General features: G+C 69.0%; 27 protein-coding genes and 1 pseudogene. 12 read left to right on the forward strand and 16 right to left on the reverse strand.

From position 1 onward, the window contains the following. Positions 1-28 precede the first annotated feature (28 nt). The 3 genes from AB0H76_RS36550 to AB0H76_RS36560 all read left to right on the forward strand — a co-directional run bounded on the left by AB0H76_RS36550 (position 29) and on the right by AB0H76_RS36560 (position 2593). Positions 29-670: an MspA family porin gene (locus AB0H76_RS36550; protein WP_357331851.1), complete on the forward strand. Its 642-nt coding sequence runs from the start codon at positions 29-31 to the stop codon at positions 668-670. Positions 671-936: 266 nt separating this feature from the next. After that, complete coding sequence (locus AB0H76_RS36555; RefSeq protein WP_357331853.1) at positions 937-2394, forward strand: PspC domain-containing protein; 1458 nt, start codon at positions 937-939, stop codon at positions 2392-2394. Then, positions 2387-2593 (forward strand): hypothetical protein, encoded by a 207-nt coding sequence (locus tag AB0H76_RS36560; protein WP_357331855.1) that lies wholly within the window; start codon positions 2387-2389, stop codon positions 2591-2593. The genes AB0H76_RS36555 and AB0H76_RS36560 overlap by 8 nt, the downstream gene beginning before the upstream one ends. Before the next feature lie 63 nt (positions 2594-2656). On the opposite strand, the gene guaA is transcribed toward AB0H76_RS36560, so the two are convergent. Next, a complete protein-coding gene (gene guaA / locus AB0H76_RS36565; RefSeq protein WP_357331856.1) occupies positions 2657-4234 on the reverse strand; it encodes a glutamine-hydrolyzing GMP synthase in 1578 nt (525 codons plus the stop codon). 142 nt (positions 4235-4376) lie between these two features. On the opposite strand from guaA, the gene AB0H76_RS36570 reads away from it, so the two are divergent. Continuing rightward, positions 4377-5171 carry an alpha/beta hydrolase gene (locus AB0H76_RS36570; RefSeq protein WP_357331858.1) on the forward strand — a complete coding sequence of 265 codons (795 nt, stop codon included), beginning with the start codon at positions 4377-4379 and terminating at the stop codon, positions 5169-5171. A 5-nt stretch (positions 5172-5176) separates the two neighbouring features. Here AB0H76_RS36570 and AB0H76_RS36575 read toward each other — a convergent pair whose 3' ends face one another. Next, on the reverse strand, positions 5177-6373 hold the full coding sequence (locus AB0H76_RS36575) for a GuaB3 family IMP dehydrogenase-related protein (RefSeq protein ID WP_357331860.1): 1197 nt from the start codon (positions 6371-6373) through the stop codon (positions 5177-5179). A 233-nt stretch (positions 6374-6606) separates the two neighbouring features. Then, complete coding sequence (gene guaB, locus AB0H76_RS36580; protein ID WP_357331862.1) at positions 6607-8151, reverse strand: IMP dehydrogenase; 1545 nt, start codon at positions 8149-8151, stop codon at positions 6607-6609. A gap of 228 nt (positions 8152-8379) precedes the next feature. Between guaB and AB0H76_RS36585 the strand changes: the two genes are divergently transcribed. After that, positions 8380-8793 (forward strand): DUF5319 domain-containing protein, encoded by a 414-nt coding sequence (locus AB0H76_RS36585; RefSeq protein WP_036533470.1) that lies wholly within the window; start codon positions 8380-8382, stop codon positions 8791-8793. Positions 8794-8937: 144 nt separating this feature from the next. On the opposite strand, the gene AB0H76_RS36590 is transcribed toward AB0H76_RS36585, so the two are convergent. From AB0H76_RS36590 to AB0H76_RS36600, 3 genes are all read right to left on the reverse strand, one after another. Continuing rightward, positions 8938-10023 (reverse strand): anti-sigma-D factor RsdA, encoded by a 1086-nt coding sequence (locus AB0H76_RS36590; protein WP_357331864.1) that lies wholly within the window; start codon positions 10021-10023, stop codon positions 8938-8940. Beyond that, positions 10016-10594, reverse strand: a complete 579-nt coding sequence (locus AB0H76_RS36595; RefSeq protein ID WP_356973907.1) for a sigma-70 family RNA polymerase sigma factor — start codon at positions 10592-10594, stop codon at positions 10016-10018. Before AB0H76_RS36595 ends, AB0H76_RS36590 begins: the two co-directional genes overlap by 8 nt. Positions 10595-10754: 160 nt before the next feature. Next, positions 10755-11501, reverse strand: a complete 747-nt coding sequence (locus tag AB0H76_RS36600) for a hypothetical protein (RefSeq protein WP_357331866.1) — start codon at positions 11499-11501, stop codon at positions 10755-10757. Positions 11502-12211: 710 nt separating this feature from the next. Here AB0H76_RS36600 and AB0H76_RS36605 point away from each other — a divergent pair. The 3 genes from AB0H76_RS36605 (at position 12212) to AB0H76_RS36615 (ending at position 13785) form a co-directional block, all read left to right on the forward strand. Continuing rightward, a complete protein-coding gene (locus AB0H76_RS36605; RefSeq protein ID WP_014981828.1) occupies positions 12212-12505 on the forward strand; it encodes a WhiB family transcriptional regulator in 294 nt (97 codons plus the stop codon). A gap of 460 nt (positions 12506-12965) precedes the next feature. Next, positions 12966-13541: a sigma-70 family RNA polymerase sigma factor gene (locus AB0H76_RS36610; protein ID WP_357332218.1), complete on the forward strand. Its 576-nt coding sequence runs from the start codon at positions 12966-12968 to the stop codon at positions 13539-13541. A gap of 1 nt (position 13542) precedes the next feature. Beyond that, positions 13543-13785 carry a hypothetical protein gene (locus AB0H76_RS36615; RefSeq protein ID WP_357331868.1) on the forward strand — a complete coding sequence of 81 codons (243 nt, stop codon included), beginning with the start codon at positions 13543-13545 and terminating at the stop codon, positions 13783-13785. 169 nt (positions 13786-13954) lie between these two features. On the opposite strand, the gene groL is transcribed toward AB0H76_RS36615, so the two are convergent. Both groL and groES read right to left on the reverse strand, forming a co-directional pair. After that, entirely contained in the window at positions 13955-15565 is a 1611-nt protein-coding gene (gene groL, locus AB0H76_RS36620) for a chaperonin GroEL (protein ID WP_357331870.1), read from the reverse strand. Positions 15566-15654: 89 nt separating this feature from the next. Then, positions 15655-15954 carry a co-chaperone GroES gene (groES, locus tag AB0H76_RS36625; RefSeq protein WP_014981824.1) on the reverse strand — a complete coding sequence of 100 codons (300 nt, stop codon included), beginning with the start codon at positions 15952-15954 and terminating at the stop codon, positions 15655-15657. A 524-nt stretch (positions 15955-16478) separates the two neighbouring features. Between groES and AB0H76_RS36630 the strand changes: the two genes are divergently transcribed. Both AB0H76_RS36630 and AB0H76_RS36635 read left to right on the forward strand, forming a co-directional pair. Next, on the forward strand, positions 16479-17945 hold the full coding sequence (locus AB0H76_RS36630) for an Hsp70 family protein (protein ID WP_357331872.1): 1467 nt from the start codon (positions 16479-16481) through the stop codon (positions 17943-17945). 72 nt (positions 17946-18017) lie between these two features. Beyond that, positions 18018-18617, forward strand: a complete 600-nt coding sequence (locus AB0H76_RS36635) for an RDD family protein (protein ID WP_357331874.1) — start codon at positions 18018-18020, stop codon at positions 18615-18617. Here the strand turns inward: AB0H76_RS36635 and AB0H76_RS36640 are convergent. Further along, positions 18546-18959, reverse strand: a complete 414-nt coding sequence (locus AB0H76_RS36640; RefSeq protein WP_357331876.1) for a pyridoxamine 5'-phosphate oxidase family protein — start codon at positions 18957-18959, stop codon at positions 18546-18548. The two genes, AB0H76_RS36635 and AB0H76_RS36640, sit on opposite strands and share 72 nt — an antisense overlap. Positions 18960-19133: 174 nt before the next feature. Here AB0H76_RS36640 and AB0H76_RS36645 point away from each other — a divergent pair. After that, positions 19134-20315 (forward strand): annotated as a pseudogene (locus AB0H76_RS36645) (MFS transporter); the annotation flags it as partial. Positions 20316-20342: 27 nt separating this feature from the next. Here AB0H76_RS36645 and tsaD read toward each other — a convergent pair. The 7 genes from tsaD to alr form a co-directional block, all read right to left on the reverse strand. Further along, the gene (tsaD, locus tag AB0H76_RS36650; RefSeq protein ID WP_357331878.1) at positions 20343-21386 is read right to left on the reverse strand and encodes a tRNA (adenosine(37)-N6)-threonylcarbamoyltransferase complex transferase subunit TsaD; all 1044 of its coding nucleotides are present in this window, start codon (positions 21384-21386) and stop codon (positions 20343-20345) included. Beyond that, positions 21383-21856, reverse strand: a complete 474-nt coding sequence (gene rimI / locus AB0H76_RS36655; RefSeq protein ID WP_357332220.1) for a ribosomal protein S18-alanine N-acetyltransferase — start codon at positions 21854-21856, stop codon at positions 21383-21385. Before rimI ends, tsaD begins: the two co-directional genes overlap by 4 nt. A 46-nt stretch (positions 21857-21902) precedes the next feature. Further along, positions 21903-22589 (reverse strand): tRNA (adenosine(37)-N6)-threonylcarbamoyltransferase complex dimerization subunit type 1 TsaB, encoded by a 687-nt coding sequence (tsaB, locus tag AB0H76_RS36660; protein ID WP_357331880.1) that lies wholly within the window; start codon positions 22587-22589, stop codon positions 21903-21905. Between the two features lie 134 nt (positions 22590-22723). Next, positions 22724-23161, reverse strand: coding sequence for a tRNA (adenosine(37)-N6)-threonylcarbamoyltransferase complex ATPase subunit type 1 TsaE (tsaE, locus tag AB0H76_RS36665; protein WP_357331882.1), 438 nt, complete (start codon positions 23159-23161; stop codon positions 22724-22726). A 71-nt stretch (positions 23162-23232) separates the two neighbouring features. Further along, positions 23233-23430 carry a DUF4236 domain-containing protein gene (locus tag AB0H76_RS36670; protein ID WP_357331884.1) on the reverse strand — a complete coding sequence of 66 codons (198 nt, stop codon included), beginning with the start codon at positions 23428-23430 and terminating at the stop codon, positions 23233-23235. A 54-nt stretch (positions 23431-23484) separates the two neighbouring features. Continuing rightward, entirely contained in the window at positions 23485-24582 is a 1098-nt protein-coding gene (locus AB0H76_RS36675) for an alpha/beta hydrolase (RefSeq protein WP_357331886.1), read from the reverse strand. A gap of 90 nt (positions 24583-24672) precedes the next feature. Beyond that, positions 24673-25809, reverse strand: coding sequence for an alanine racemase (gene alr / locus AB0H76_RS36680; protein ID WP_357331888.1), 1137 nt, complete (start codon positions 25807-25809; stop codon positions 24673-24675). 110 nt (positions 25810-25919) lie between these two features. Here alr and AB0H76_RS36685 point away from each other — a divergent pair, with 110 nt between their 5' ends. After that, positions 25920-26312 (forward strand): hypothetical protein, encoded by a 393-nt coding sequence (locus tag AB0H76_RS36685; RefSeq protein WP_357331890.1) that lies wholly within the window; start codon positions 25920-25922, stop codon positions 26310-26312. Positions 26313-26378: the final 66 nt, after the last annotated feature.

Below are 26378 nucleotides of genomic sequence, written 5' to 3' on the forward strand. Positions count from 1 at the left end.
TACGGGAGCACAGGCAGGGGAGGTAACCATGTTCATCAAGTCCACAGCCGTCGTCGCGCTCGCGCTGGGCATCGGGGCCGTCGAGGCCGCGCCGGCACAGGCGTTCGTCTACGCGGCGCACGAGAACAACTACGCCACGCCGACCGGGTTCGGGTTCACCGTCGGTCATACCGATATGGCGGCGCATCCGGTGGCTCCGCAGAACGGGTTGCCGACCACGCGGGAAGTGTTCTTGAACAACACGTCCTACGGTCGCATCGACAGCCCGGGTGCGGGCACGTTGAAGTCGGGTTACCTCGTCAGCTGCATGGTCGGGATCGACCTGACCTTCGGGGTGCATGCCGGGGCAGGTTTCGACGCCGGGGTGACGCTCGGGGTCGGGGGCAGTCCGGACGCACTGGAGCCGAGCCTGGATGCCGGTATCGGCCCGGAGATCTCGGCCTCGGTGGACCTGGATCTGGAGATCACGCCCGGTGTCATCGAACGGATCGAGACCGGTGCGAAGCAATTGCCCGCCGGCCGGACCGGTTACGTGATGAGCCGCGATTTCCACCTGGTGGTGCAGGGCTGCGGCGGGCCCTTGACCATCCGCCCGTTCACGACGATCGACGTGGACTCACCCGAGGCGACGACCAACGGCGCGGTGTACGGGGATCCGATCGTCTTCTGATCGGCCCCGCCCGGGTCACTCCTTCGGGAATCCGATGGAGAACAGCCCCGCGATGACGACGCAGCTGATGACAGAGGAGAGGGGGATGAGCCATAGAGCCATGCTTGAAGACTACAGAGTGTAGTAGGTCACACTACATCGAGTAGTACAAAACCGATCCCGCAACCCGTCCCGCCGGTTCACCGAAGGTTGCAATCCGAGATCAGGCGAGGATTCAGGGTTCACCCCGATGCGCCGGGGCTATGGTCGCGGCCACCATGGATGGCATGACGAAATCGAGCTTCGGCGATCAGCTCCGGCAGATGTGGCAGACCCGCCCCGTCCGGCTGCCGCGGCAGGGTCCGGTCGCCGGTGTCGCGGCCGGGTTCGGCCAGCGGTACAACATCGACCCGGTGCTGGTCCGGGTCGCGTTCGTGGTGTCGACGATGTTCGGCGGCACCGGGATCGTGCTGTACCTGCTGGGCTGGCTGCTGCTGAGCTCGCCGGGCGGCGAAACATCGCGTGCGGAAGGGCTTTTCGGTCGCGGCGGCCAGGGCTCACAGTCGCACACCAAGACCATCGTGCTGATCGTGGCGCTGTGCATCGCGGTGAGTTCGATGGGCCCGTTCAGTTCGGGCCTGGCCGGCTCCGGGGTGATCAGCCTGGCGCTGATGCTGGCGGGCTGGTGGATGCTGCACATGCGGCTGCCGCACCCGCCGCCCGGCACCAGCGTGCTCGACCACGAGACCGACTTCGGTGCCCCCGGCGGCCTGACCGCGACCGGATATCCGGGCACCGCGTTCCCCACCACCGGGAACTACTACTCCGACGTCATGCCGGTGTACTCGCCGTACACCAAACTGCCGGACGCCTACGTACCGGACCCGCCGGTCGAAAATCCCCTGCCCGCAACGGATACGGAGCCGGCCGTGCTGCTGGACAAGAACGACGCGACCGCCGAACCGGCAGCGGCGGTGGATGTTTCGCCGGAGCGCGAAGCCGCTCCCCCCTCGTTGATCAAGCAGCAACTCCCGACGCGGGCTCCGGATCCGGAGCGCCCCAACGTCTTCGGCGGTGTCACGCCGCCGTCCTGGGATCCGCTCGGCGTCGCCCCGCTCGCCTGGGATCTACCCGAGCCCGGCCCGGCCCGGCCGATCGCCGTGACACCGCAGAAGCGGCCCCGCTCCCGGCTGACGCCGACCGTGCTCGGCCTGGCCATCCTGGCCGCCGCCGGCGCGGGTGCGGCCGCCGCCTCCGGCGTCGAATGGATGACTCCCGGGCGCATCGCCGCCGTCGCACTCGCCGTGGTCGGCCTGGGCCTGGTGGCCGGCGCCTTCCTGCGCCGCGGCGCCGGGCTGCTGGTGGTGACCGCACCGCTCGCCGGTTTCGTCGTGCTGGCCTCGCTGGTCGGCCCGTTCGACGGCGCCGCCATCGGCGACCGGGAGTGGACGCCGAGAACGGTGAGCGAACTACAGCCCGAATACGCGCTGACCGCTGGCACGGCCACCTTGGACCTGCGCTCGCTGAACCTGACCGAAAGCCGCACCGTCGAGGTGAAAGTGGGGACCGGCGAAGCGAACGTCCTGCTCCCCCAGAACATGACCGTCGACACCGCGTGCACCGTCAACATCGGCGAGGTCACGACCTGCCCCACGGGCATCACCGGCCCGAACACCCCGAACGCACCGGTGCTCCACCTGAACGTGGATGTGCGGATCGGAGAGGCGAAGGTGTCCCGTGGCTGAGCAACCGGTAACCAAGAAGCGCGGCCCGGCCGTGCCCCTGCTGATCGTCGGCCTGCTCGCCCTCGCGGTCAGCGCCTGGGCCCTGGTCGGCCCCGGCACGATGTCGGTCGGCGGCGCGATCTCGTTCGGCTGGATCATGGTGATCACCGCCATCGTGATCGGCGTCATGCTGGTGATCTCACCGCGCAAACGCCGCTAGTACCACCCGAATAGCGAAAGGCCCGCCCCGGGAGGCGGGCCTTTCGTGTCGGCTACGGGAGCATCACTCCCACTCGATGGTGCCCGGCGGCTTGCTCGTCACGTCGAGCACCACGCGGTTCACGTCCGGCACCTCGTTGGTGATCCGGGTCGAAATGCGTTCCAGCACGTCGTAGGGCAGGCGCGTCCAGTCGGCGGTCATGGCGTCCTCGCTGGACACCGGGCGCAGCACGATCGGATGACCGTAGGTGCGGCCGTCGCCCTGCACCCCGACGCTGCGGACGTCGGCCAGCAGCACGACCGGGCACTGCCAGATGGACTTGTCCAGGCCGGCCGCGGTGAGTTCCTCGCGCGCGATGGCATCGGCGTGCCGCAGCAGTTCGAGCCGCTCGAGGGTGACCTCGCCGATGATGCGGATGCCCAGGCCGGGGCCCGGGAAGGGCTGGCGCGCAACGATTTCCTCGGGCAGGCCGAGCTCGCGGCCGACCGCGCGGACCTCGTCCTTGAACAGCAGCCGCAGCGGTTCGACCAGATCGAATTCGAGGTCGTCGGGCAGGCCGCCGACATTGTGGTGCGACTTGATGTTCGCGGTGCCGGTGCCGCCACCGGATTCCACGACATCGGGGTACAGCGTGCCCTGGACCAGGAATTCGACCTTCGGCGTCGTCCCGCCCGCGGCCGCACCCTGCTCGGCGACGACGCCGGCGACGGCCTCCTCGAAGGACCGGATGAACTCCCGGCCGATGGTCTTGCGCTTCTCCTCCGGATCGGTGACGCCCTTCAGCTCACCGAGGAACTTCTCGACCGCGTCCACGGTCACCAGCTTGGCGCCGGTGGAGGCGACGAAATCCTGCTGCACCTGCTCGCGCTCCCCCGCCCGCAACAGGCCGTGGTCGACGAACACACAGGTCAGGCGGTCACCGATGGCGCGCTGCACCAGCGCGGCGGCGACGGCGCTGTCCACGCCGCCGGACAGGCCGCAGATGGCGTGCCCGTCCCCGATCTGCTCGCGCACTTGTGTGACCAGCGCGTCGGCGATATTGGCGGGTGTCCAGGTGGCCTTGATCCCGGCGATCTCGTGCAGGAAGCGGCTGAGCACCTGCTGCCCGTGCGGCGAATGCAGCACCTCCGGGTGGTACTGCACACCGGCCAGGCGGCGGGCCCGGTCCTCGAACGCGGCCACGGGTGCGCCCGAGCTGGTGCCGGTGACCTCGAAACCGGCCGGGGCCGCGGTGACCGCGTCACCGTGGCTCATCCACACCGGCTGGGTGGCGGGCAGGCCGTCGTGCAGCAAACCGCCCTCGACCTTGAATTCGGTCCGGCCGTACTCCCGGGTGCCGGTGTGCGCGACGGTGCCGCCGAGCGCCTGGGCCATGGCCTGGAAGCCGTAGCAGATACCGAAGACGGGGATGTCGAGCTCGAACAGCTTCGCGTCCAGCTGCGGCGCGCCATCGGCGTACACACTGGACGGGCCGCCGGACAGGATCACCGCGAGCGGCTGCTTCTCCGCGATCTCGGCCACCGACATGGTGTGCGGGATCACCTCGGAGTAGACGCTCGATTCGCGGACTCGACGAGCGATCAGCTGGGCGTACTGTGCACCGAAGTCGACGACGAGGACCGGTCTCTGGGAATCTGCCACCCCGACAGTCTAGTGAGCAGGGATCGCGCCGTGATCAACGGGCACTCGGTGCGGACGCTCCGGTTCTACCCGCCAGCTTCGCGGGCGGGCGTTACCGAGCGAAGCGAGGTGACGCCCGACCGCTCAACGTTATCCTCTGCTCGTGCCATTCGCCCGTGCGATAGACGCCGACATCCACTACGAGGACAGTGGCGGTGACGGTCCGGTGGTGCTGCTCGCCCACGAGTTCTTCATGGACCGCACCATGTTCGCGTCCCAAATGGCCGCGCTGGCACCGGAATTCCGCATCGTGTCCTGGGACGCGCGTGGGCACGGCCGCACCACCGATCAAGGACTGCCCTTCACCTACTGGACCGCCGCCCGCGACGCCCTCACGGTGCTGGACCAGCTCGGCGCCGAGCGCGCCGTCATCGGCGGCACCGCGCAGGGCGGGTTCACCGCGCTACGCGCGGCCCTCATCGCGCCGGAACGAGTTTCCGCGCTCATCCTGATCAGCACCGAGGCGCACGGGCCGACGCCCGAACAGTCCACGGCCACCCAGAAGTTCCTGGACCAGTGGTACGACGACGATTCCCGTCAGCAGGCGGTGAATCAATTGGCGCACTGGCTGATCGGCGACGACGACTGGTACCGCGAGATCTGGACCAAACGCTGGCTGACCCGCGACCGCCGCGGGATCGAGGTCGCCGCCGGCTGCCTGCTCGCCCGCGAGTCGGTCCTCGATCGGCTGACCGAAATCGCCTGTCCCGCTTTGGTTATCCACGCCACTGCCAGCGGCATCGCGCACGAACGGGCCCGGCACCTGGTGCGCGGTATCGCCCGTTCGACCTATGTGGAGATCACCGGGGCGCGGCTCGCGGTCACCATGACCCATCCGGCCCCGGTGAACCACGCCATCCGGCAATTCCTGCGCGAACACCGCGTGCATTCGCGCTGAACCGCTCAGGCGCGAACGGACAGTCCGACCTTCTGGAATTCCTTGAGGTCGGAGTATCCCGCCTTGGCCATCGAACGACGCAGGCCACCGACCAGATTCAGCGAACCGAACGGATCATCGGACGGGCCGTAGAGGACGCGCTCCAGCGGCGGGCGGTCCGGCTCGGTGGACTCGCCACCCAGATCCCACGGATCGTCCACGTGCAGCATCGAGCCGCGCGGCACCGACGGGTGCGCGGCCGAGGAGGGCCAGTACCAGCCGCGGCCCGGCGCCTCGGCGGCCATCGCCAGCGGCACGCCCAGCATCGCGGCGTCGGCGCCACAGGCGATGGCCTTGGCCAGCTGACCGGAGGTGGCGATGTCACCGTCGGCGATGACGTGCACGTAGCGGCCGCCGGTCTCGTCGAGATAGTCGCGCCGCGCGGCGGCGGCGTCGGCGATCGCGGTGGCCATCGGCACGCCGATGCCGAGCACCTCGCCGGTGGTGGTGGCGCCCGGGTAGGAGCCGTAGCCGACGATGACGCCGGCAGCGCCGGTGCGCATCAGGTGCAGCGCGGTCTTGTGATCGCTCACCCCGCCCGCGACCACCGGCACATCCAGTTCGGAGATGAAGGTCTTCAGGTTCAGCGGCTCACCATCGCTTGCGACTGCTTGCGGGTCGCTCGAAACAACACCGCCGACGTGCTCGGCGGAGATGATGGTGCCGTGCACGACCAGCAGGTCGACGCCGGCCTGCACCAGCGCCGGGGTCAGCGCCCGCGCGTTCTGCGGGCTGACCCGCACCGCGACGGTCACGCCGGCGGCCCGCACCTGCGCCACGGCGGCGGCGAGCAGATCCGGCTGCATCGGCGCGGCGTGCAGCTCCTGCAGCAGCGCGATGGCCCGCTCGTAACCGCCCTTGGCAACCAGCTCGACCAGCTGATCGATCTTGGCCTCGACGTCGGCGTGCCGGGCCCACAGCCCCTCACCGTTGATGACGCCCAGGCCGCCGAGGCGGCCGAGTTCGATGGCGAACTTCGGCGAGACCAGCGCGTCGGTCGGATGCGCCAGGCACGGGATCTCGAACCGGTAGGCGTCGAGCTGCCAGGCCAGCGAGACCTGCTTGGACGAGCGGGTCCGCCGCGAGGGCACGATGTCGACATCGTCCAGCTCGTAGGTACGCCGGGCGGTCCGGCCCATGCCGATCTCGACCATGTCGCGCACGTCTGTACTCCTTGCTTGTGTGTGATTGCCGCGCCCAGGCACGACTGCGTTGTGCCGTCGGCACGAAGCGTGTGAGCTCGCCCGCCATCTGGGTGCGTCGGCTGTCGCGGGCGGGGCGGCCCGAGTTCGGGCCACTCCCGCGGACGGAGCCGCCCAGGCCGTGATCAACGACCTGGGCGCCCCGACTCCCGCGAACAGGGTAGTCGCGCGCGGACGCGCGACTGTCAAGCCGTCTAGCCGCGACCAGTGTAGTTCGGGGCCTCGACGGTCATGGTGATGTCGTGCGGGTGGCTTTCCTTCAGCCCGGCCGCGGTGATCTGCACGAACTGCGCTTCCTGCAGGTGCTCGATGGACTCGGAGCCGGTGTAGCCCATGGCCGCGCGCAGACCGCCGACCAGCTGGTGGATGACCTGGCTCACCGGGCCGCGGAACGGCACCCGGCCCTCGATGCCCTCGGGGACCAGCTTGTCCTCGGCGAGCACGTCGTCCTGGAAGTAGCGGTCCTTGGAGTAGGACTTGGCCTGCCCGCGGCCCTGCATGGCGCCCAGCGAGCCCATGCCGCGGTAGCTCTTGAACTGCTTGCCGCCCACCAGGATCAGCTCACCCGGGGACTCGGCGGTGCCCGCGAGCAGCGAGCCGAGCATCACGGTGGACGCGCCCGCGGCGATGGCCTTGGCCACGTCACCGGAGTACTGGATGCCGCCGTCGGCGATCACCGGCACGCCGTGCGGCTTGCACGCGGCGACGGCCTCGAGGATCGCGGTGATCTGCGGCGCGCCGACACCGGCGACCACGCGGGTGGTACAGATCGAGCCGGGACCGACGCCCACCTTCACGGCGTCCGCGCCGGCCTCGACCAGCGCCAGCGCGCCGGCCCGGGTGGCCACGTTGCCGCCGACCACCTGGATGCGCTCGCCGACCTCGGCCTTGACCTTGGTGACCATCTTCAGCACGCCGGCCTGATGGCCGTGTGCAGTGTCCACGATCAGCACGTCCACGCCGGCGTCGGCCAGCGTCATCGCGCGCGACCAGGAATCCTCGCCGACGCCGATGGCGGCGCCGACCAGCAGGCGGCCGTCGCGGTCCTTGGTGGCGTTCGGGTACTGATCGGTCTTGACGAAGTCCTTGACCGTGATGAGACCGCGCAGCTTGCCGTTGCCGTCCACGATGGGCAGCTTCTCGATCTTGTGGCGGCGGAGCAGACCCAGCGCGGCCTCGGCGGTGACGCCCTCGCGCGCGGTGATCAGCGGCGCCTTGGTCATCACGTCGGCGACGCGGCGGTTCTGGTCCACCTCGAAGCGCATGTCGCGGTTGGTGCAGATACCCACGAGCGCGCCCGTCTCGTCCACCACCGGCAGGCCGGAGATGCGGAACCGGGCGCACATGGCGTCCACCTCGGCGAGCGTGTCGGACGGGCGGCAGGTGACCGGATCGGTGACCATGCCGGCCTCGGAGCGCTTCACCGTCTCCACCTGGGCGGCCTGATCGGCGGCGGCCAGGTTGCGATGCAACACGCCCATGCCGCCGGAACGGGCCATGGCGATGGCCATCCGAGCCTCGGTGACGGTATCCATGGCCGAGCTGACCAGTGGGGTGCGCAGACGGATATCCCGGCTGAGCTGGCTGGAAGTCTCCACCGAGCTGGGGATGAGATCCGATGCGGCGGGCAGCAGCAGCACGTCGTCGAACGTGAGGCCGAGCATGGCGATCTTGGTCGGGTCGTCGCCACCCGTAGGGGGGCGGACTGCGAGCCGTTCGCCCGGTACGGGATTACTCATTCGGATCGACCCCTCCTGGACGTCGAAAGCGAGAGACACCGGGGGACCGGGGTCACGCACAACTGATGGGATGGACGGCGGCGGCGACGGGCTCAGAGCCCGCGAGCCTGGGCACCATGGTATCTGCCGAGCAAACCCGACCTTCCCGCAGGCGCGGTTCCCGCCGTCTGCGAAACTTGCGCTCCACATAGCTGGCGCAGACCGCCATGTTCTGCGTACCGTGGGTGTGTGCGTGACCATCTACCACCTGGCTTGCCGCCGGATCCCTTCGCCGGAGACCCCTCCGACCCGTCCGCCGCGCTCGATGCCATCGAGCCCGGCGAACCGCTGGATCCCCACGAGCGCCTTGCGGTCGAGGAGGATCTCGCTGATCTCGCGGTTTACGAAGCTCTCCTAGGCCATCGCGGTATCCGCGGGCTCGTGGTCAGCTGCGAAGACTGCAGGCAGGATCACTACCACGACTGGGACATGCTGCGCGCCAACCTGTTGCAGTTGCTCGTCGACGGCACGGTGCGCCCCCACGAGCCCGCCTACGATCCGACGCCGGAAGCGTACGTCACCTGGGATTATTGCCGCGGCTACGCGGACGCCTCGATGAACGAGGCCTTCCACGGCGACGGCTTCGACGGTTTCGACAGCTGAACCGAGTCACCGGGTGGGTTTCGATAGCTGACCTGGGGTAAGCACACGCACGCGCCCCAGCAGCAACGCTCTCCCTGATGCACTCCCGAATACAACAAAACGCCGACCAAATGCTTTGGTCGGCGCTCGTTGTCGCTGTGCTGTCTAGCTACTGGGTCCGGGCAGGCTCGGCACGCTCGGGATCACGAACGTGGCGGTCGTACCCGGAACCGAGGGCAACGAGGGCTGAGTGGGAATCGTCACATCCCCGCCGCCGGTCGGCGTGACCGCCGAGGGCACCGTACCGATGGTGGTCGGCGGAACCGTCGACGGCGGCGCCGTGGGCACCGTCGTCGGCGGGTCGATGACAACCGGCGGTGGCGTGGTGGGCGGCGTCACCGGCGGTTCCGACGTCACCGGCGGCTGGGTGGCCGCCGTGGAGCCCGGATCCGGCTTCGTGCTGGTGTCCCCGCCAGGGGTCACCGGCACCGGGTTGACGCTGGACACCGGCGGCTTGGTGGTCGAGCCGGAGGGGTCCGAGATCGGAACCAGCTGTGCCGCGAGTGCCGCGCCCTCCGCGGAGGACCCGCGCAAGTCTTCGACCAACCGCTTCCAATCGGCTTCCAGCTCGGCTTTCTTCTCCGGATCGCTGACCTGTGTGAGATTGTCCTTCGCACGCCCCAGCTGCGCTGCGGCCTGCGTCGGATTCGACTGTTGCAGAGCCTGTCCCGCTTGCCCCAGCTGCCCGTCAGCCCGGTTCACCACGGTGGTCTGGGCCTGTTCGCTGAACACGACCTCCTTGACCTTCCACAGCGGATTGCCCGGCTCGGCGTTGTAGGAGAAAGCGGTAACACCGCCGAAGACGAGCGCGAGTGCGGCCGCAGCACCGAGTAGCGGGCGTACCAGCCGCAAATGCCCACCGGTCGATGCGGCGGCGCGTATTTTTCGCGCGCCGATTTCTTGATTTACCGCCGCGACGACCTCGTCCAGATCCGGGCTGGCCGGCAGTGGCGGCGCGATGAGTTCCGCGCGCCAATCCGCCAGCAGCGTCGCGAGCTGGAATTCCTGCTCGCTGTCGGTCTGTACGGGGCCGTTACTGGAGATGGCGTCGATCAGCGCGTCATCGTGGCGTACTGCCGCGATGTCCACCGGTCCGGTCTCGCCGCCATTTCCGTCGGCGTAGGGACCGCTGTTTCGCGATCCACGTCGCGCCTTCCAGTCGCCCCGACCGCGCTCGCCATCCCTAGCCATACATTTCACCTGCCCTCGCCACTTGAGACTTGAGTTTCGCGAGCGCCCTGTGCTGGGCCACCCGGATCGCACCCGCCGTACTGCCCACGGCGGCTGCGGTTTCTTCTGCTGACAAACCCATGACCAAGCGGAGGACCAGGATTTCCCGATGCTTTTCAGGCAACGTGGCAAGCAGGCGGTTCATCTGCCTGCTCGCTTCCGATTCGAGAGCTCGCTGTTCCGGACCGTGGTCGGTGGATATGACATCTGGTACTTCGGCCATTGCCTCCGCCTTGTTACGGGCGGCGTTGCGATGGGCGTCTGCGACCTTGTGTGACGCGATTCCGTATACGAAAGCCATGAAGGGCCGGCCCTGGTCTTGATACCTGGGCAAGGCGGTCATCACGGCCAGACATACCTCCTGCGCGACATCGTCGGCGGAGAGCTGTCCGCGCTCCGCAGCACCGATCCGCGCCCGGCAGTAGCGGACTACTAACGGACGGACCAGTTCGAGTACCTGAGCTAAAGCGGTCCTGTCGCCCTGCGCAGCGGCAGCGACGGCGAGGTCCAACTCTTCGCCCGTGTTCGTCATCGTCAGCGAGATTCCTGGCGTTACAAGTGGCACTGGTCGATGACCTGTGCTTCCGCCCGACCGGCGGAACGGGTCTAACAATAGCGATAGACCGCAGACATCCGGGCAACACGGTGGGTTGTGGCGTCAACCGGGCCGGTCGGGGCTGCCCCGGGCCTGGTCAGCGAAAGTGCCCGCCACGACGGGAAATAACGTTTACGCAGGCCTGCGCCTCGGCGGCCGCGGTGCCGTCGGCAAGACCGGTACGCAACATCGCACAGGCCCAGCGCAGCGGCTCCAGACCGTGTTCGCGGCACTCGGCGGCGACGTCGGCGGCCTGCGTGGCGGCGAGATCCGAATCACCCGACACCAGGCACGCCGCGGCGAGCAGCAGCCGGGATTTCGTCCGGTGCCGCACCGAGGGAGCCGCCTCGGCAAGTGCCAGTCCGGCTTCGGCGTGGCGCCGGGCCGCGTCGAGGGCGCCGGTAGCCAGGGCGGTCTCCGCGTTGACCCAGTGCCAGCGAACGCGGGCCCGCCAGAGCTCTCCCGACTGCTCGGCGGCCGGGTCGTCGAGAACCTGCCCGGTCCGCCGCAGCAGCCGGGCCGCCAAGGCGAGCCGCCCGGTGCCGAGCGCGTCGGCGGCGAGTCCGGTCAGCGCATCGCAGACGGCTTGGGCGCGGCCGGGCGTCTGCGCGTCGAGCGGCAGCGCCAGGGCGGCGGCCCGGCCGTCGAAGGCGGAAGCCGCGGCGTGCCAGCCGAGTTGGCGCAGCAGCGAGCCCTCGGTACTGGTGGCCAGCGACCGCAGCACCGGATCGGCGGTGCGGGCGCGCAGCCGGCGCAATTCGACGCGGGCCGCGGCGTAATACCCCTGACCACCCAGGGCGACCGCGCGATGCCAGGAATCCAGGCCGTCTGAGGCAATCGGCAACTCGGCAGCGGCACACCCCGGCGCGGCGCCGAAAGCGGCGGAAGCGAGGACTGCAGATCGGGTATCCAGGGACAAATCCGGCGCGCGCACCGGCAAACCCTATCCCGGCCCCGATGTGGCGCCCGCCACACGGCCGCGAGGACCACCCCGGCAACCTTCCAGCATTTACAGTCCGGGGTCGTGTTTCTATCAGGTAAATCTCCGCCGACAATGCGCGAGTAGCAGCGACACATATTCACATGCGTTTCTCGCAATTAACCTGGCCGCCCCGATTCGGCCATCTCGACTGCCCCCGGCGAGAACCCCCATGGTGGCTCGGATCACCGGCCCGGCACCGCAGCTACCACCGGAGACGGCGGATGCAAGCCCCCAAAAGCCTTGTCTACCAGCGCAAATAATGTTGCCCACAGGCCATGCCGGGGCCGAACGCGAACTGGCCAAACGAACAGTATTACCGGCAACGATGTTAAAAGTAAACAGCTGGAAGGTTAAATCTCACCATTGAAGATTTCTCGAACCGGTGCGTCGAACTATTGACGGAATTTCGCGGCTGGACCTAACGTAGCTCATCGCCACGGTCGGCGCCGCGCGAAATTGCAGCGACCGAGAAGGGCGAGTCTCGGTGCACCACCGACCCGGCCGTGCACCGACTACTTTGCAGAACCAACTGCTCGACAATGCTGACGAGCTCGCATCATGAGGAGTTCACCGTGCCTATGCCGACCCACCTACCGGGGCCGAATGCCGATGTCTGGGACTGGCAGATGCGAGGATCCTGCCGTGGACAAGACTCCGCGGTGTTCTTCCACCCCGACGGCGAGCGCGGCCGCGCCCGCACCGCGCGCGAGATGCGCGCCAAGGAGATCTGCCGGGCCTGCCCCGTACTCATGCAGTGCCGCAGCCATGCGCTGAAAGTAAGCGAGCCCTACGGCATCTGGGGCGGGATGTCGGAAACCGAACGCGAGATGCACGCCCGCCGCAATCGGCGGCGGATGGCGGTATAAGCCCCGTTTAGCAGAAGCTGTCGCGGCCCGCCAAGTTTGCTCCCATCCATACGGCGCGGCGCGCCGAATGCCTAGCAAACAACCGGCCACTGCAACATCATCGGAAAACACCGGCCCTCTCTCGGCGGAACACCCGCCGGCAGTCGGCGCCGACCGCCAGGCACCTCTCGGTTACCGCCGATAGCCTGGCGTCGGGTGTCCCCGATGGTCGCGTAGTTGGCGGTTCGGCGTTTCGCGGCAGCTATCGGCGTGTCACGGCGTGTTCACTCAGAACAGCCAAGCGTGTCGGAAGTTACCGCAAAGTCGCTGGGCCGCAGCCGGTTTCCTCGCGACCCCACCGGAAGGGAGTCGATAGCGGACCGCTACGGTGGTGACCGATGACACAGAATGGAGCGTTGTGACAACGCGGCCGCCGGCCGCAGAAGGCGACTCGTACCGAAGAGAAGCCATTCCACCCAGCGTGGATTCTGCGGTGTCGGCACGCGCGGCTGAAAGCATCGAGCTCGCCGCCCTTTTGCATCGCTGCGGCAGGTCCGACCAAGAAGCTTTCGCCGAACTGTACGACCGGACGTGCGCTCGCGTCTTCGGTCTGGTGCTTCGGGTCCTGCATGACCCGGGGTACGCGGAAGAGACCACGCAAGAGGTCTATCTCCAGATCTGGCGTACCGCAGCCAGTTTCGATTCCGCCAAGGGATCGGCGGTGACCTGGTTGATGACGCTCGCCCACCGGCGCGCGGTCGACCGAGTTCGTGCCGAGCAGGCCCACACCCAGCGCGAAGTCGCCTATGGGATCCGGGTTCTCGGTAACGAATTCGACGAGGTCACCGAAGAAGTAGAACGAAGGATGGAACAGCAGGCCGTTCTGCAAGGGTTGAAGACGCTCACCGAGACCCAGCGGGAGGCCATTTCGCTCGCCTATTACGGCGGGCGCACCTATGCAGAGGTGGCGACCCATCTTGGCGTAGGGTTACCGACCGTTAAGTCCCGTATTCGGGACGGACTCACTCGACTGAAGAAAAGTTTGGGGGTGACGTGAGATGAACGAAGTCCAGGTCGATCTCGCGCACGCCGTCGCGCTCGGATCGATCGACGACGAAGACCACAATTCCGTACAAGAACTGCTCGACAGCGAAGACCCCGCGCTACGCGCCGCGTTCCTCGCCGAAGTGCAGGAGACCGGCGATGTGCTGACGGCGCTGGCCGAGGTGACGGCAACGGCGCCGCCCGCCTCGCTGCGGGACCGGGTACTCGCCGGTGCCGGCGCCAGACCGCGCCGGTAGCGGCTCCACCACACCGCGCGTCCGACCATCGACGCGCACACCGCGGCCGGCAGCTATCCGCCGTCCCCCTCATCTTTCGTGTGCGCACGTGCCTACCCCGTGCCCGCGTCCCCGGAAATACAAAGGCCCCCTGGACACCTGGTCCAAGGGGCCTTCGCTGTAGACGACCTCAGTGCGAGTGCCCGTGGTGGCCGTGGTCGTGCGCCTCCTCGGCGGGCTTCTCCACGATGGCGCTCTCGGTGGTGAGCACCATCCGCGCGACCGACGCCGCGTTCACGACGGCGGAGCGGGTCACCTTGACCGGATCGACGACACCGTCGGCGAGCAGATCACCGTAGGTCAGAGTGGCGGCGTTGAAGCCGTCCTTGCCCTCGGAGACCTTGCTGACCACGACGGCGCCGTCCAGGCCCGCGTTGGCCGCGATCCAGAACAGCGGCGCCTCGAGTGCCTTGCGCACCACCTCGACGCCGACCGCCTCGTCGCCGGACAGCGAGTCGCGCAGCGCGACGAGCTTGGTGCCGGCGTGCACCAGCGCGGTGCCGCCGCCGGGGACGATGCCCTCCTCGACCGCGGCCTTGGCCGCGCTGACCGCGTCCTCGACCCGGTACTTGCGCTCCTTGAGCGCGGTCTCGGTGGCCGCGCCGACCTTGATCACCGCGACGCCGCCGGCCAGCTTGGCCAGGCGCTCTTCCAGCTTCTCCCGGTCCCAGTCGGAATCGGTGGCCTCGATCTCGCGGCGCAGCTGGGTGCCGCGGGCCGCGATGTCCTCGGCGGTGCCGGCGCCATCGATGATGGTGGTGTCGTCCTTGGTGACCACGACGCGCCGGGCCTGGCCCAGTACCTCGAGGCCGGCCTCGCGCAGCTGGATGCCCAGATCCGGGTTCACCACGGTGGCCGCGGTGACGACGGCGAGGTCGTCCAGGAACGCCTTGCGGCGGTCACCGAAGAACGGCGCCTTCACCGCGACGGCCTTGATGGTCTTGCGGATCGAGTTGACCACCAGGGTGGACAGGGCCTCGCCCTCGACGTCCTCGGCGATGATCAGCACGGCCTTGCCGGACTCGGCGATCTTCTCCAGCAGCGGCAGCAGGTCCGGCAGCGAGCTGACCTTCTCGCGGTTCAGCAGGATGAAGGCATCCTCGAGGACCGCCTGCTGGGTGTCGGTGTCGGTGACGAAGTAGGGCGAGAGGTAGCCCTTGTCGAACTGAACGCCCTCGGTGACAACGAGTTCGGTCTGCAGCGTCGAGGACTCCTCGACGGTGACCACGCCGTCCTTGCCGACGGTGGTGAGCGCCTTGCCGACCATCTCGCCGATCTCCTCGTCACGCGAGGAGACGGTGGCGACCTGGGCGATGGCCTGCTCGCCGGAGACCGGGGTGGCCAGCTCCAGCAGGGCGGCCGAGACCGCGTCGGCGGCCAGGGCGATGCCCTTGCCGACGGTGATCGGGTTGGCGCCGGCGGCGATGTTCTTCAGCCCGCCGCGAATCAGCGCCTGGGCCAGCACGGTGGCGGTGGTGGTGCCGTCGCCCGCGACATCGTTGGTCTTGGTGGCGACGCTCTTGACCAGCTGCGCGCCCATGTTCTCGAACGGGTCCTCGAGCTCGATCTCACGCGCGATGGTGACGCCGTCGTTGGTGACGGTCGGGCCGCCGAAGGCCTTCGCGAGCACGACGTGGCGGCCGCGCGGGCCGAGGGTGACCTTGACGGCATCGGCGAGCTTGTCGACACCGCGCTCCAGAGCGCGACGAGCCTTCTCGTCGAACTCGATCTGCTTTGGCATAAGTCCTTTTCCTCAGGTTTGTGGGAGCGCCGGAAACGGCACTGCCCCGGCCCCGCTCAGCGGAACCGGGGCAGCACACGTTTACTGGGTCACTTGGTGACGACGGCCAGCACGTCGCGCGCCGACAGGATGAGGTATTCCTCGCCCTGGTACTTGATCTCGGTGCCGCCGTACTTGCTGTAGATAACGGTGTCACCCTCCTTGACGTCGACCGGGATGCGGTCACCCTTGTCGGTGACGCGTCCCTCGCCGACGGCGATGACGGTGCCCTCCTGCGGCTTTTCCTTCGCCGTGTCGGGGATGACCAGGCCGGAGGCCGTCGTCGTCTCGGCCTCGTTGGCCTGGACGAGGATCTTGTCCTCGAGCGGCTTGATGTTCACGCTCGCCACGTTGAGTCCTCCACTTTCAGGGGTTTTATGCCCCGGAACTGTTGTTTCGGTGCATCGGTTCGGTTCTTGGTGGCGACCCTGCGCACAGCCCCGTCGTCGCGGTGCCGGAACCCTGCTCAGATGTCTGCCTTGGCACACGGCATCTGTGCCGACTAGCACTCTATACAGCAGAGTGCCAGCGCTCAAGGGCGGGGCCGGGCGGGCGCAGCGGCGACACCGTCGCGGGCGCTGAGTCCCGGTCGCGAAGGACTTTCCATTAGTTCTGGAAAACTGTAACGTTCGGATAACGGATTGTGACAGTATGGACGACGGTCGCTTGTCCGGCCGCCAGGTTTGTCACGAACCGAGCTCGCCACGAGCACCTTTCGCTTTACCAAGCATCCAGCGTCACCGCGGCACCACCATCTTCACAGCGTCACAACCAGCTTCACCAGAGGGGCAACGCGCCAACTCGCGACGGTCCGGCAGTCCATTCGAGATGGTCCGGCGACACCGGGACCATCCGCTCGAAGGGAGGTGAACACATGCGAACGTCTCTTGGCATCTCCGCCGGGAACGAGGTCGTCTGCTCGGCGCTGGTAGCCACCGCGCCCAACGGCGCCCAAAGCTTCGACTATCGCGTCGTTTCCGCTGACGCCGCCCATTCCGATCTCGGTGATCTGGTCGCGTCCTCGATCGAGTTGATGACCACCCAGCTGCCCTCCGCCCAGCACGTGTCCTTCGACATCGCCTGGCCCGGAACGCCGGTCGCGGTCGGGTTCACCGGCCAGCAGCCCGTCAGCCGCCCCACCAATGTCGCCGTGGCCTACCGCAGCAAAGAGCAGGCCCAGGTGATCCGCTCGGCCACCGGCAAGCAGCGCGATCTGCGGCTGGTCCCGGAAAGCACTGCGGCGCTGACCTTCCTGCGGCACACCGGCCTGCTGGATCGCTACGACACGGTCGCCATCGTCGACCTCGGCGCCACCGGCCTCAGCGTCACCGTCGCCGATCAGGCCGACAGCACCGTGCTGCGCTCCGAGCGCACCACCGCGGTCAGCGGCAACGCCATCGACGAGCTCATCTACCACCACCTGGTCGACCTGCACTACGCCCGGCGCGGCACCCGCCCCAATCGCGGCATGCTGACGAATCGCGGCCGCGCCGCCAAGGAGCACCTCTCCGTCACGCCCGCCGTCACCATCGACCATGTCGCCGGTCGCCCGCTGAAGCTGACCAGAGCCGACTTCGAGCAACTGATCGCCGAGCTGCTCGACGACCTGGCCGATTTCACCGGCTCGGTATTCGCCAGAGCGCCCCGCCACCCGCAGGCCATCGCGGTCATCGGGGGCGGCGCGAACATCCCCTGCGTGCTGACCACGCTGTCCGACGAGTTCGCGGTGCCGGTGCTCAGCGTCGACGATCCGGAGGCGGTCATCGCCAAGGGCGCCGCGCTGGTCGCCGACGCGGCCCAGCCGTCGATGTTCCCGGTGGCCGCGCTGACCAACGACGCGCCGGTCGGCACGTTCACCAAGGTGGTCGGCACGCTCGCGGGTGCGATCGTGGTGGTCGGCCTGGTCATCGGTTACGGCGTCAAGACTTTCGCGCCGACCTCCGACGACGAGGTCTCCCCCGCCGGCACCACCAACAGCTCGCAGCTGACGCCCACGCCCACCACCGTCGGCACCGGTGACAACACGCCGTCGCGCACCGGCAACATCCCACCCATCACGCAGGATCGCAGTACCCCGCCGTCGCGCACGGGCACGCCGACCAGTCCGACGTCCGCGCAGACCAGCCAGCAGCCCACCCTGCGGCCGGACCCGAACCTGCCGCCCATCCCCTTCCCGGAGCTGCTCGGCCCGCTGCTCGGCAACCAGCCCACCCCGGGTTCCTCCTCGGATCCGTCGCACCAGCGCGCGGAGACACAGGGCCCGACGATCGGCCCGGCGCACACGAGAATTCCGATCCCGCTGCCCCGCACCAACTCCGGCTCGTCCAGCAGCAACCAATAAACCCGGGCGCGGGGTACGTTGTAGCGTTCCCCAGCGACCGCCGGGGTTTTGTTTCGCTGAAAGACACCGCAGATGAGTTCGCCTGGCGCCCAGACGTTTCCTCCGTACGATCCGTACGCCCATCCCCGGCAGCCACTGCCGCCGCAGCCCGCCGACCTGGGTACCCGCCTGCTGGCGCGACTGCTCGACGGCTTGTTCGCGGGCATGATCATGGTCGTGGCCAACCTGGTGATCGTCGGGGTGGGCGCGGCCGTCGACGGCTTCGAATCCGACGGCTGGGGCGTGGCGTTGGCGGTCAATATGATCGCGCTCCCGCTGGCCTACGAGTGGGTTCAGCTGGCGCTGTGGGGCCGGACGCTCGGCAAGCGGGTGTTGGGGCTGACGGTGGTGCGCACCGACGGCAGTCCGCTGACCTGGCCGGTGGCCGGGCTGCGGGCCCTGCTGAACGCGCCCTATGTCTCCTTCATGCTGGTCCTGCTCGCGCTGCCGCTGCTCAACCTCGGTGTCATGCTGGCCGATTCGCCGCAGCGGCGCGGACTGCACTCGCGAGCGACCGGGACGATCGTGCTGAACACCCGTCCCCGATTCGCCCCGCCGATTTCACACGCTGGCCAGGGGCACGAACAAGGTCGGGCTGACGGTGATCAGGACGCGGTCGCCGTACGGCCCTAGGCCCGCGTCGGCGCGCAGATACTTCTCGCGGATGCGCGCCGTCCACTGGCCGTCGGCGTCGTCGGCGAGTTGGGCGTCGCCGACCACCCGGATCTGACGGTTCGGGCGCTGATCGCCGCGGCGACCGAGTTCGTGGTCGACCACGAGGCCGACGCGCGGGTTCGCGCGGATCCGGCGGACGTGCGGGCGGGTGGTGCGGCTGGTCAACCGGAAAGCCGCACCGTCCCAGAGGAACCAGAGCGGCGTGACGTGCGGATAGCCCGCCGCGTCGAGGGTGGCCAGATGCGCGACGATGTCGTCGGCCAGCAGACCGGCGATCTCGGACTGGCGGAGCGGTCGCACTGCCCGCACCTCCCAACCCCTCAAACATTCGAACTCATGTTCGATTCTAGCTCGAGCGCGATGTACAACGGATGGTTGTCACGCACCACCGGATCGTTGTTTGATTCCGCGGCCTCCGCCTTGCTTTGATCGCAGCGATCAACGGTGGGTTGTTCGGAGCGGGAGGTGCGATTCGTGGCGTTCGGCGGATCCCTTGGCCGGCCGTTCGGCTGGCTGTGGACCTCCTACGCGGTCAGCGCCTACGGCTCCGGGCTGGGCTTCGGGGCGTTGCCGCTGATCGCCGTGCTGGTGCTGGACGCCGGGCCCGCGCAGGTGTCCGCGCTCGCGGCGGTGGGGCCGGCGGTGGGCGCGCTGATCGCGCTGCCGCTCGGACCGTGGGTCGAGCATCGCCGCAAGCGACCGGTGCTGATCACGATGGACCTGGTGCGGTGCGCGGCCATGGCGACGATTCCCCTCGCCTATGCCCTGGGCCGGCTGAGTTTCGGGCAACTGCTGATCGTCTCGGCCGTGCTCGCCGCGGGCAAGATCACCTTCGGCGCGGCGAGCGGCGCCTACCTAAAGACCATGCTCCGGCGCGAGGATCGGCTCGCGGCCAACGCGCGGTTCGAGTCGACGACGTGGAGTTCGATCGCCGTCGGGCCACCCCTGGGCGGCGCGGCGATCGGAGTGTTCGGACCGGTCGTCACCGTGCTGGCCGACGCGCTCAGCTACTTGCTCTCGGCGCTGGCACTCACGGCGATCCGCGACCGCGAGGACCCGCCGCCGCGAATCCGGGCGCGGCACAGCCGGATCGGCGAGGTGCTCGACGGCTGGCGGTACCTCCTGACGCACCCCGGCCTGCGCGCGCTCTACCTCAACCAGTTGCTCGTCAGCGGATTGATCATGGCCACCGAACCATTGCTGGCCGTGCTCCTGCTCCGGCAGCTCGGATTTCCACCCTGGCAGTACGCCGTGGCCTTCGCCGCACCCTGCGTCGGCGGACTCATCGGTTCCCGGCTGGCCGGTCGGGTCGTGGCACGGTACGGCCGATCTCGAGTCCTGCGGGTAGTCGGCACGCTGCGCGCGGTCTGGCTGATCGGCCTCGCGTTCGTCCAACCCGGTCTGCCGGGTCTCGCGACGGTGATCGCGGTCGAGCTGGCGATCATCCTCAGCATGAGCCTGTACAACCCGGTACTGGCCACCTACCGACTCGACCACACACCGAACGACCGCGTCACCCGCACGCTGTCGGCCTGGTCGATCGGCACCGGCGCCGCCATCGCCGGGCTCAGCGCGCTCGGCGGCGTGCTCGCCGCCGCCACCAGCCCGCGCACGGCCCTCGCGATCGCGGGCCTGCTGATCCTGGCCAGTCCGCTACTGCTACCCCGGAACCCGGAGACCGGCTCAGCCGACGCGGCTGACCGAGACCGGGAGGCCGGGGTCGGTGGCGACGGTCAGCGGGGAGGGGGGCGCGCCGCCCGCGATGACGTGGGCGCCGAGCGCCGCGATCATCACGCCGTTGTCGGTGCAGAGCCGGGGCTTGGGGACGCGCAAGGTCAACCCGGCGGCGGCACAGCGCTCTTCGGCCAGCGAGCGGATCCGTGAGTTGGCGGTGGCGCCGCCGCCGAGGACCAGCGTGTCGACGCCGAGATCCTGGGCCGCGCGCACGGCCTTCATGGTGAGCACGTCGGCGACCGACTCCTGGAACGAGGCCGCGATATCGGGGATCGGCAGCTGCTCCGGCGTAATGCCCTGGCGCTGGGCCGCTTCGACGTGCCGGGCGACGGCCGTCTTCAGGCCGGAGAAGGAGAAGTCGTAGCGCGGGTCGCGCGGGCCGGTCATGCCGCGCGGGAAGGCGATGGCCTTCGGGTCGCCGGTCTGGGCGGCCGCGTCGAGCGCGGGACCGCCCGGGTAACCGAGTCCGAGCAGGCGGGCGACCTTGTCGAAGGCCTCACCCGCCGCGTCGTCCACGGTGCTGCCGAGTTCGCGGATCGGCTCGGCCAGGTTGTCCACGTGCAGCAGGTGGGTGTGGCCGCCGGAGACCAGCAGCGCGACGCACGGCGGCATCGGGCCGTGCTCGAGGGTGTCCACCGCGACGTGGCCGCCGAGGTGGTTCAGCGCGTAGAACGGGATATCCCAGGCCGCCGCATAGGCTTTCGCGGCCGCGACACCGACCAGCAGCGCCCCGGCCAGCCCGGGTCCGATGGTGACGGCGAGCGCGTCCGGCTTGGCGATCCCGGCAGTGGCCAGGGCCCGGCGCATCGCGGGCACGATGGCTTCCAGGTGCGCGCGCGAGGCGATCTCCGGGACCACCCCGCCGAAGCGGGCGTGCTGGTCGACGCTGGAGGCGACCTCGTCGGCGAGCAGTTCGCAGGTGCCGTCCTCGTGCCGGCGCACGATGCCGACTCCGGTCTCGTCGCAGGAGCTTTCGACGCCCATCACGATCATGAAAGCACCTCGTCGGGGAGCGGCAGCGCGGACAGTTCGGGGCGGCGCATGGTGTAGGCGTCGGCGCCGCTGGGGTGGTAGTAGTTCTTGCGCAATCCGATGATGTGGAAGCCGTGCTTGGCGTACATCGCGATCGCCGGTTCGTTGTCGGTGCGCACCTCGAGGAACACCGGGCCGCCGCGCTTGCCCGCCTCGGCGAGCAACGCCTCCAGCAGCAGGGTGCCGACGCCGCCGCGATGGCAGACCGGGTCGACGCCGATGGTGTGCACCTCGGCCTCGGGGTGTTCGGCGTCACCGAGCAGTGCGACGCCCGCGTAGCCGACCATGCGGTTCTGCTCGTCGCGGGCGGTGATGTAGCGGTTGTGCGTGGCCGCGAGTTCGGAGCGGAACGCGACCGCCGGCCACGGATCGTCCTCCGGGAACAGCAGCTGTTCGAGTTCCACGCAGCGCTCGATGTCCGAGCCGGTCATCGCTTCGATACGGATGTGCCCTGGACGGGTGCCTGGGTTCACCGGCCTATGCTCCCGTCCGGTCCAGCGTGCGGAAGCTGTTCTCCACCGCGTCCGGCCGGCGCAGGTACAGCGGCACCAGCGGCTCGGGCACGACGCGGGCGAGCACGTCCGCGGCCGCGACGCGGACCAGACCGGCCGGTGACGGCGTCTCCACCGGCAGCACGGCCAGGTCGAAAAAGTCCACGTGCGAGGCCGATCCGGCGATGACCGAGGCCTCGGCGGTCTCGAGATCGCCCGGCTTGATCACGCCGGGACCGGCCACCCGGTCACCGTCGCGGTAGCGGGCCCAGTACACCTCGCGGCGGCGCGCGTCGGTGACGACGAGTAGTTCCCGGCCCGGATTCAGGTCGGGGGCGGCGTCGGCGGCGATGGCGTCCAGACTGCACACCCCGTAGACCGGGACGCCGAGCGCGTCACCGAAGGCGGCGGCCGTGGCCATGCCGACCCGCAGCCCGGTGAACGGGCCCGGCCCGACACCGGCGACGACGGCGGCGATGTCGGTCCTGGAACGACCTGCCTCGGTGAGGCATTCGAGAATCTGCGGGGTCAGCACCTCCGCGTGTGCGCGGGCGTCCACCCGAACACGCGAGGCGACCGTGCGCAGTTGAACCGCACCGGTGGTGTCCTGCTCCAGTTCCACCAGTCCCGCCGTAACGGCAGGTGTCGCGGTGTCGACAGCTAGTACAAGCATGATTGGCCCAACGATACCGGGTGGTACCTCGCCCCGGCGCGCTGCTACCTGCTCACGTCACGGGAGCCGGTAAGGGCCGGATTCCCCGCCATTGACGCAGGTCACTCCTGGCACACCCGGGTGTTGCGGGCCACTCAGCCGAGCCAATCCCAGACTGCCGTGCGGATATCGGACTCGGGTTCGCGGGTCAGCCGGACCAGCAGGTGCCGATCGGCCAGATGCTCGACGACCCCGTGGCCCCACTCCACCACGACGACCGCGTGATCGAGCTCGGTGTCCAGGTCCAACCCGTCGAGTTCGTCCAGATCACCGCCGAGGCGGTAGGCGTCCACGTGCACCAGCCCGATGGCACGCTCGCCCGGGCGGTGCTGCCTGGCGATGATGAAGGTCGGTGAACTGACCCGTCCCTGCACACCCAGCCCGGCGGCGATGCCGCGCGTCAGCGCGGTCTTGCCCGCGCCGAGCGGACCGTCGAGGACGACCAGATCACCGGCCTTCAAATCCTGGGCCAGCTCCCGCCCGAGCGCCTCGGTGTCGGCAACCGTCGGCAATTCTCGCCGCTGCTGCGTCATACCGACCTCCGATCGCCACCGTTGTGTGTGGACCGGAGCCTACCGCCCGGCGGGAGCCGGAGCGCCCGCCGTCAGCGCCGGCGACGCGTACGGGTGCGGCGCCAGCCGAAGGGACCGGGAAGATCCATCGAGGATGTCTCGCGACCGGTGGTGCTGGTGGTGTGCCGGGGCCCACCGCGGGTACCGGTGGTGATGGACATGGACTTGCGATTGATGTTCAAACGCACGCCCGGGAAGATCTTGAAGCTCTTGCGGAATGTGAAAGGCATTCGAGCCTCCTTTCAGGTCGGAGGGCGAATACCCCCGAAAGGGCAAGTAATGCTTCAGTTTCCGATCGATTGTGCGGCGGTCGTGCGGCCGGCCCGCTGCGCGCCGGCGCGGACCAGCAAACGGTGCAGCGCCTCGGTCACGATGTCGGGAAATTGCAGGTGCGGCATGTGCGCGGCGTCACGCAGCAGGATGAGTTCGCTGCCGGGCAGATCGCGGTGCAGCGCACGCGAGTTGCGGAAGGGAATGACCAGGTCGTGCAGGCCGCTGATGATCAGCACCGGCGTCCGGGTCAGCGCCGGCAGCGCGGCCGATTCGTCGTGCAGCTCGAAGACTTTGAGGAACTTGACGACGGTCTCGATCGGCGTGCGATCGATCATCAGGGTGGTGAAGCGGGACAGCGTCGGGCTGACCGCGCCGTGATAGGAGCTCACGTGCAGGATCGGGCTGATCACGTGCCGGACCGTGCTGCGTCCGGCCTGCACCAGCGCCGGCGCGGTGTGCACGGCGAGCCGGAAGCCGTCGATCGCGGGATTGCGCAGTAGCTGGGTGATGCCCGCGGCGGTCACCTCGGCCGCCGCGGTCGAGATCAGGCCGACGCCGATCACCCGGGCCGCGAACAGCTGCGGGAACTGCGCGGCGGCGGCCAGCACGGCCATGCCGCCCAGCGAATGCCCCACCAGCACAACGGGTCCGGTCGGTGCGGTGGCCTCCAGGACGGCGGCCACGTCACGGCCGAGCTGGGCGACGGTACAGCTCTCGGTACTCGGCGAGCCGGAGTTGCCGTGCCCGCGCAGGTCGAAGAACACCATGCGAATGCCCGCGCCCCAGCGCTTTTCGAGATCGCGGCGCTGGAAGTGGAAGGACTCCATGCTGTTACAGAAGCCGTGCACGAAGATCACCGTGACCGGCGCGTCCTCGGGACCGCAGCTGCGGGTGGCGAGCGGGACACCGTCCGCGGCCCGCACGGTGCCCGCGCGATCCCGATCGAGCAGGGCGAAGTCCTCGTCGCGGTATTCGTCGCGCCGGGCGGGCCAGAGCACGCGGGCGCCGATGCGCCGCAGCGCGTGCGCGCCGGCCAGCGCGCCGACGACACCCGCCGTCGCCATCCCACCCCGCATGACCTTGCTGCGATTCGCGCGTCGCGATCCCATCGGAAACCTCTCAGACCAAGCCCGACTACGGTTTCGAGTCGAACACACGCGGTGCACCGAGACAATGTCGGGGGTCACAGCATCGGCGGTTTACTGCGCACCGGCTCCGACGTGGCGGCGCACCACTCGTCCCCGGGGCGCGCAGACGACTTCGTAGTGGATGGTGTCGAGCAGATCGGCCCACTCCTGCGGGTGCGGGCCGCCGGAGCCGAACAGGACGGCGGTGTCACCCTCGGCGACGCCGGCCGCGTTGTCGCCGAGGTCGACGACGAACTGGTCCATGCAGACCCGGCCGACATTGCGGCGGCGGGCACCGCCCAGCCAGACCTCGAAGCGGTTGCTCAGCGGGCGGAACACCCCGTCGGCGTAACCGGCGGGAATAAGGGCGACGGTGGTGTCGTGCGGTGCGATCCACTGGTGACCATAGGAGACCCCCTCGCCTGCCGCGACCGGTTTGACCAGGGCGACCCGCGCCTGCAACGTCATGGCCGGGCGGAGACCGAAGTCCTCGGGGATCGGGCTCAGGCCGTACATGGCGATGCCGGGCCGGACCAGGTCGAAAGCGAGATCGGGCCGGGTGAGGGTGGCGGCGGAGTTGGCCAGGTGCACCAGTTCCGGTTCCAGGCCGTAAGTTTTCGCGGCGGCGATCGCCTCGACGAAGCGGTCGCGCTGGACATCGAGGAACGGGTGCTCGGGTTCGTCGGCGTGCGCGAGGTGCGAGAAGATCGCCCGCAGGCGCATCGCGCCTTCGGGCACAAGCTTCTCCAGCGCCGCGAGGACCTGGGGATACTCGTCGGGCGCGATGCCATTGCGATGCAGGCCGGTATCGACCTTCAGGGTCACCGTCGCAGGTCGGCCCACCGTGCGCGCGGCCTGCTCGACGGCGCGCAGATGCTTCAGCGAGGACACCCCGATCTCGATGTCGGCGGCGATGGCCGCGGCGAAATCGGCGTCGGCGTTGTTGAGCCAGCACAGGATCGGCGCGGTGATCCCCGCCTGCCGCAGGGTCATGGCCTCACCGACCGTGGTCACTCCGAGCTCGGCCGCGCCCGCGGCCAGCGCGGCCCGGCCCACCTCGACCGCGCCGTGGTTGTAGCCGTCGGCCTTCACCACGGCCATCACCGCCGCGTCACCCGCGTGCTCGCGCAGGATCCGCACGTTGTGGGCAATGGCATCCAGATCGACGACCGCCTCCACTTGCGCATTCACAGTCACTGATCCTGCCATCCGGACACGCGCGGCCCCGCAACCCGCCGCCGGGATGGCACAGGTCACGTCCCGGCTGTCCGGTTTGTCGGTAACGTGACGCGTTCGGACTGCGGATCGGAGAGTCACACATGGGTTTGCGAACAACGCTGGGCTTGGCCGCCCTGGGCCTCACCGCGCTCGCCCCCACCGCGGCCGCCACCGAACTCACCCCCGGCCTCACCTGCGAGAACTACTCCTGCCGCAACGACACCGACGACGCCTACCGCGTCGACGTCGCGATCACCTGCACAAACGGCGTCACCACCGAAAGCCGCCAAATCGCCCCCCGCACCACCGAACCCCTCACCTACTTCTGCCCACCCCAACCCGACCCGGGCAGCTGGGAGTACCCGCCGCCCGAATTCCGCGACGGCAAGTGGGAGTACGTCCCCCCGAAGTGGGTCCCCGCCCCACCCCTCCCCCAGACGCCACTGGCGATCACGTACCTCGGCGCGGTAGTCGACAACCCACCCGGGAACTGAGACTCGCTCTGGGTGGTGGCACGAGCCAGATCGTGAAGTCACAGCCTGCTGCTCAGCAGGTCGAGG

This window comes from Nocardia sp. NPDC050712, assembly GCF_040654295.1.
In the GTDB taxonomy this organism is placed as follows: Bacteria; Actinomycetota; Actinomycetes; order Mycobacteriales; family Mycobacteriaceae; genus Nocardia.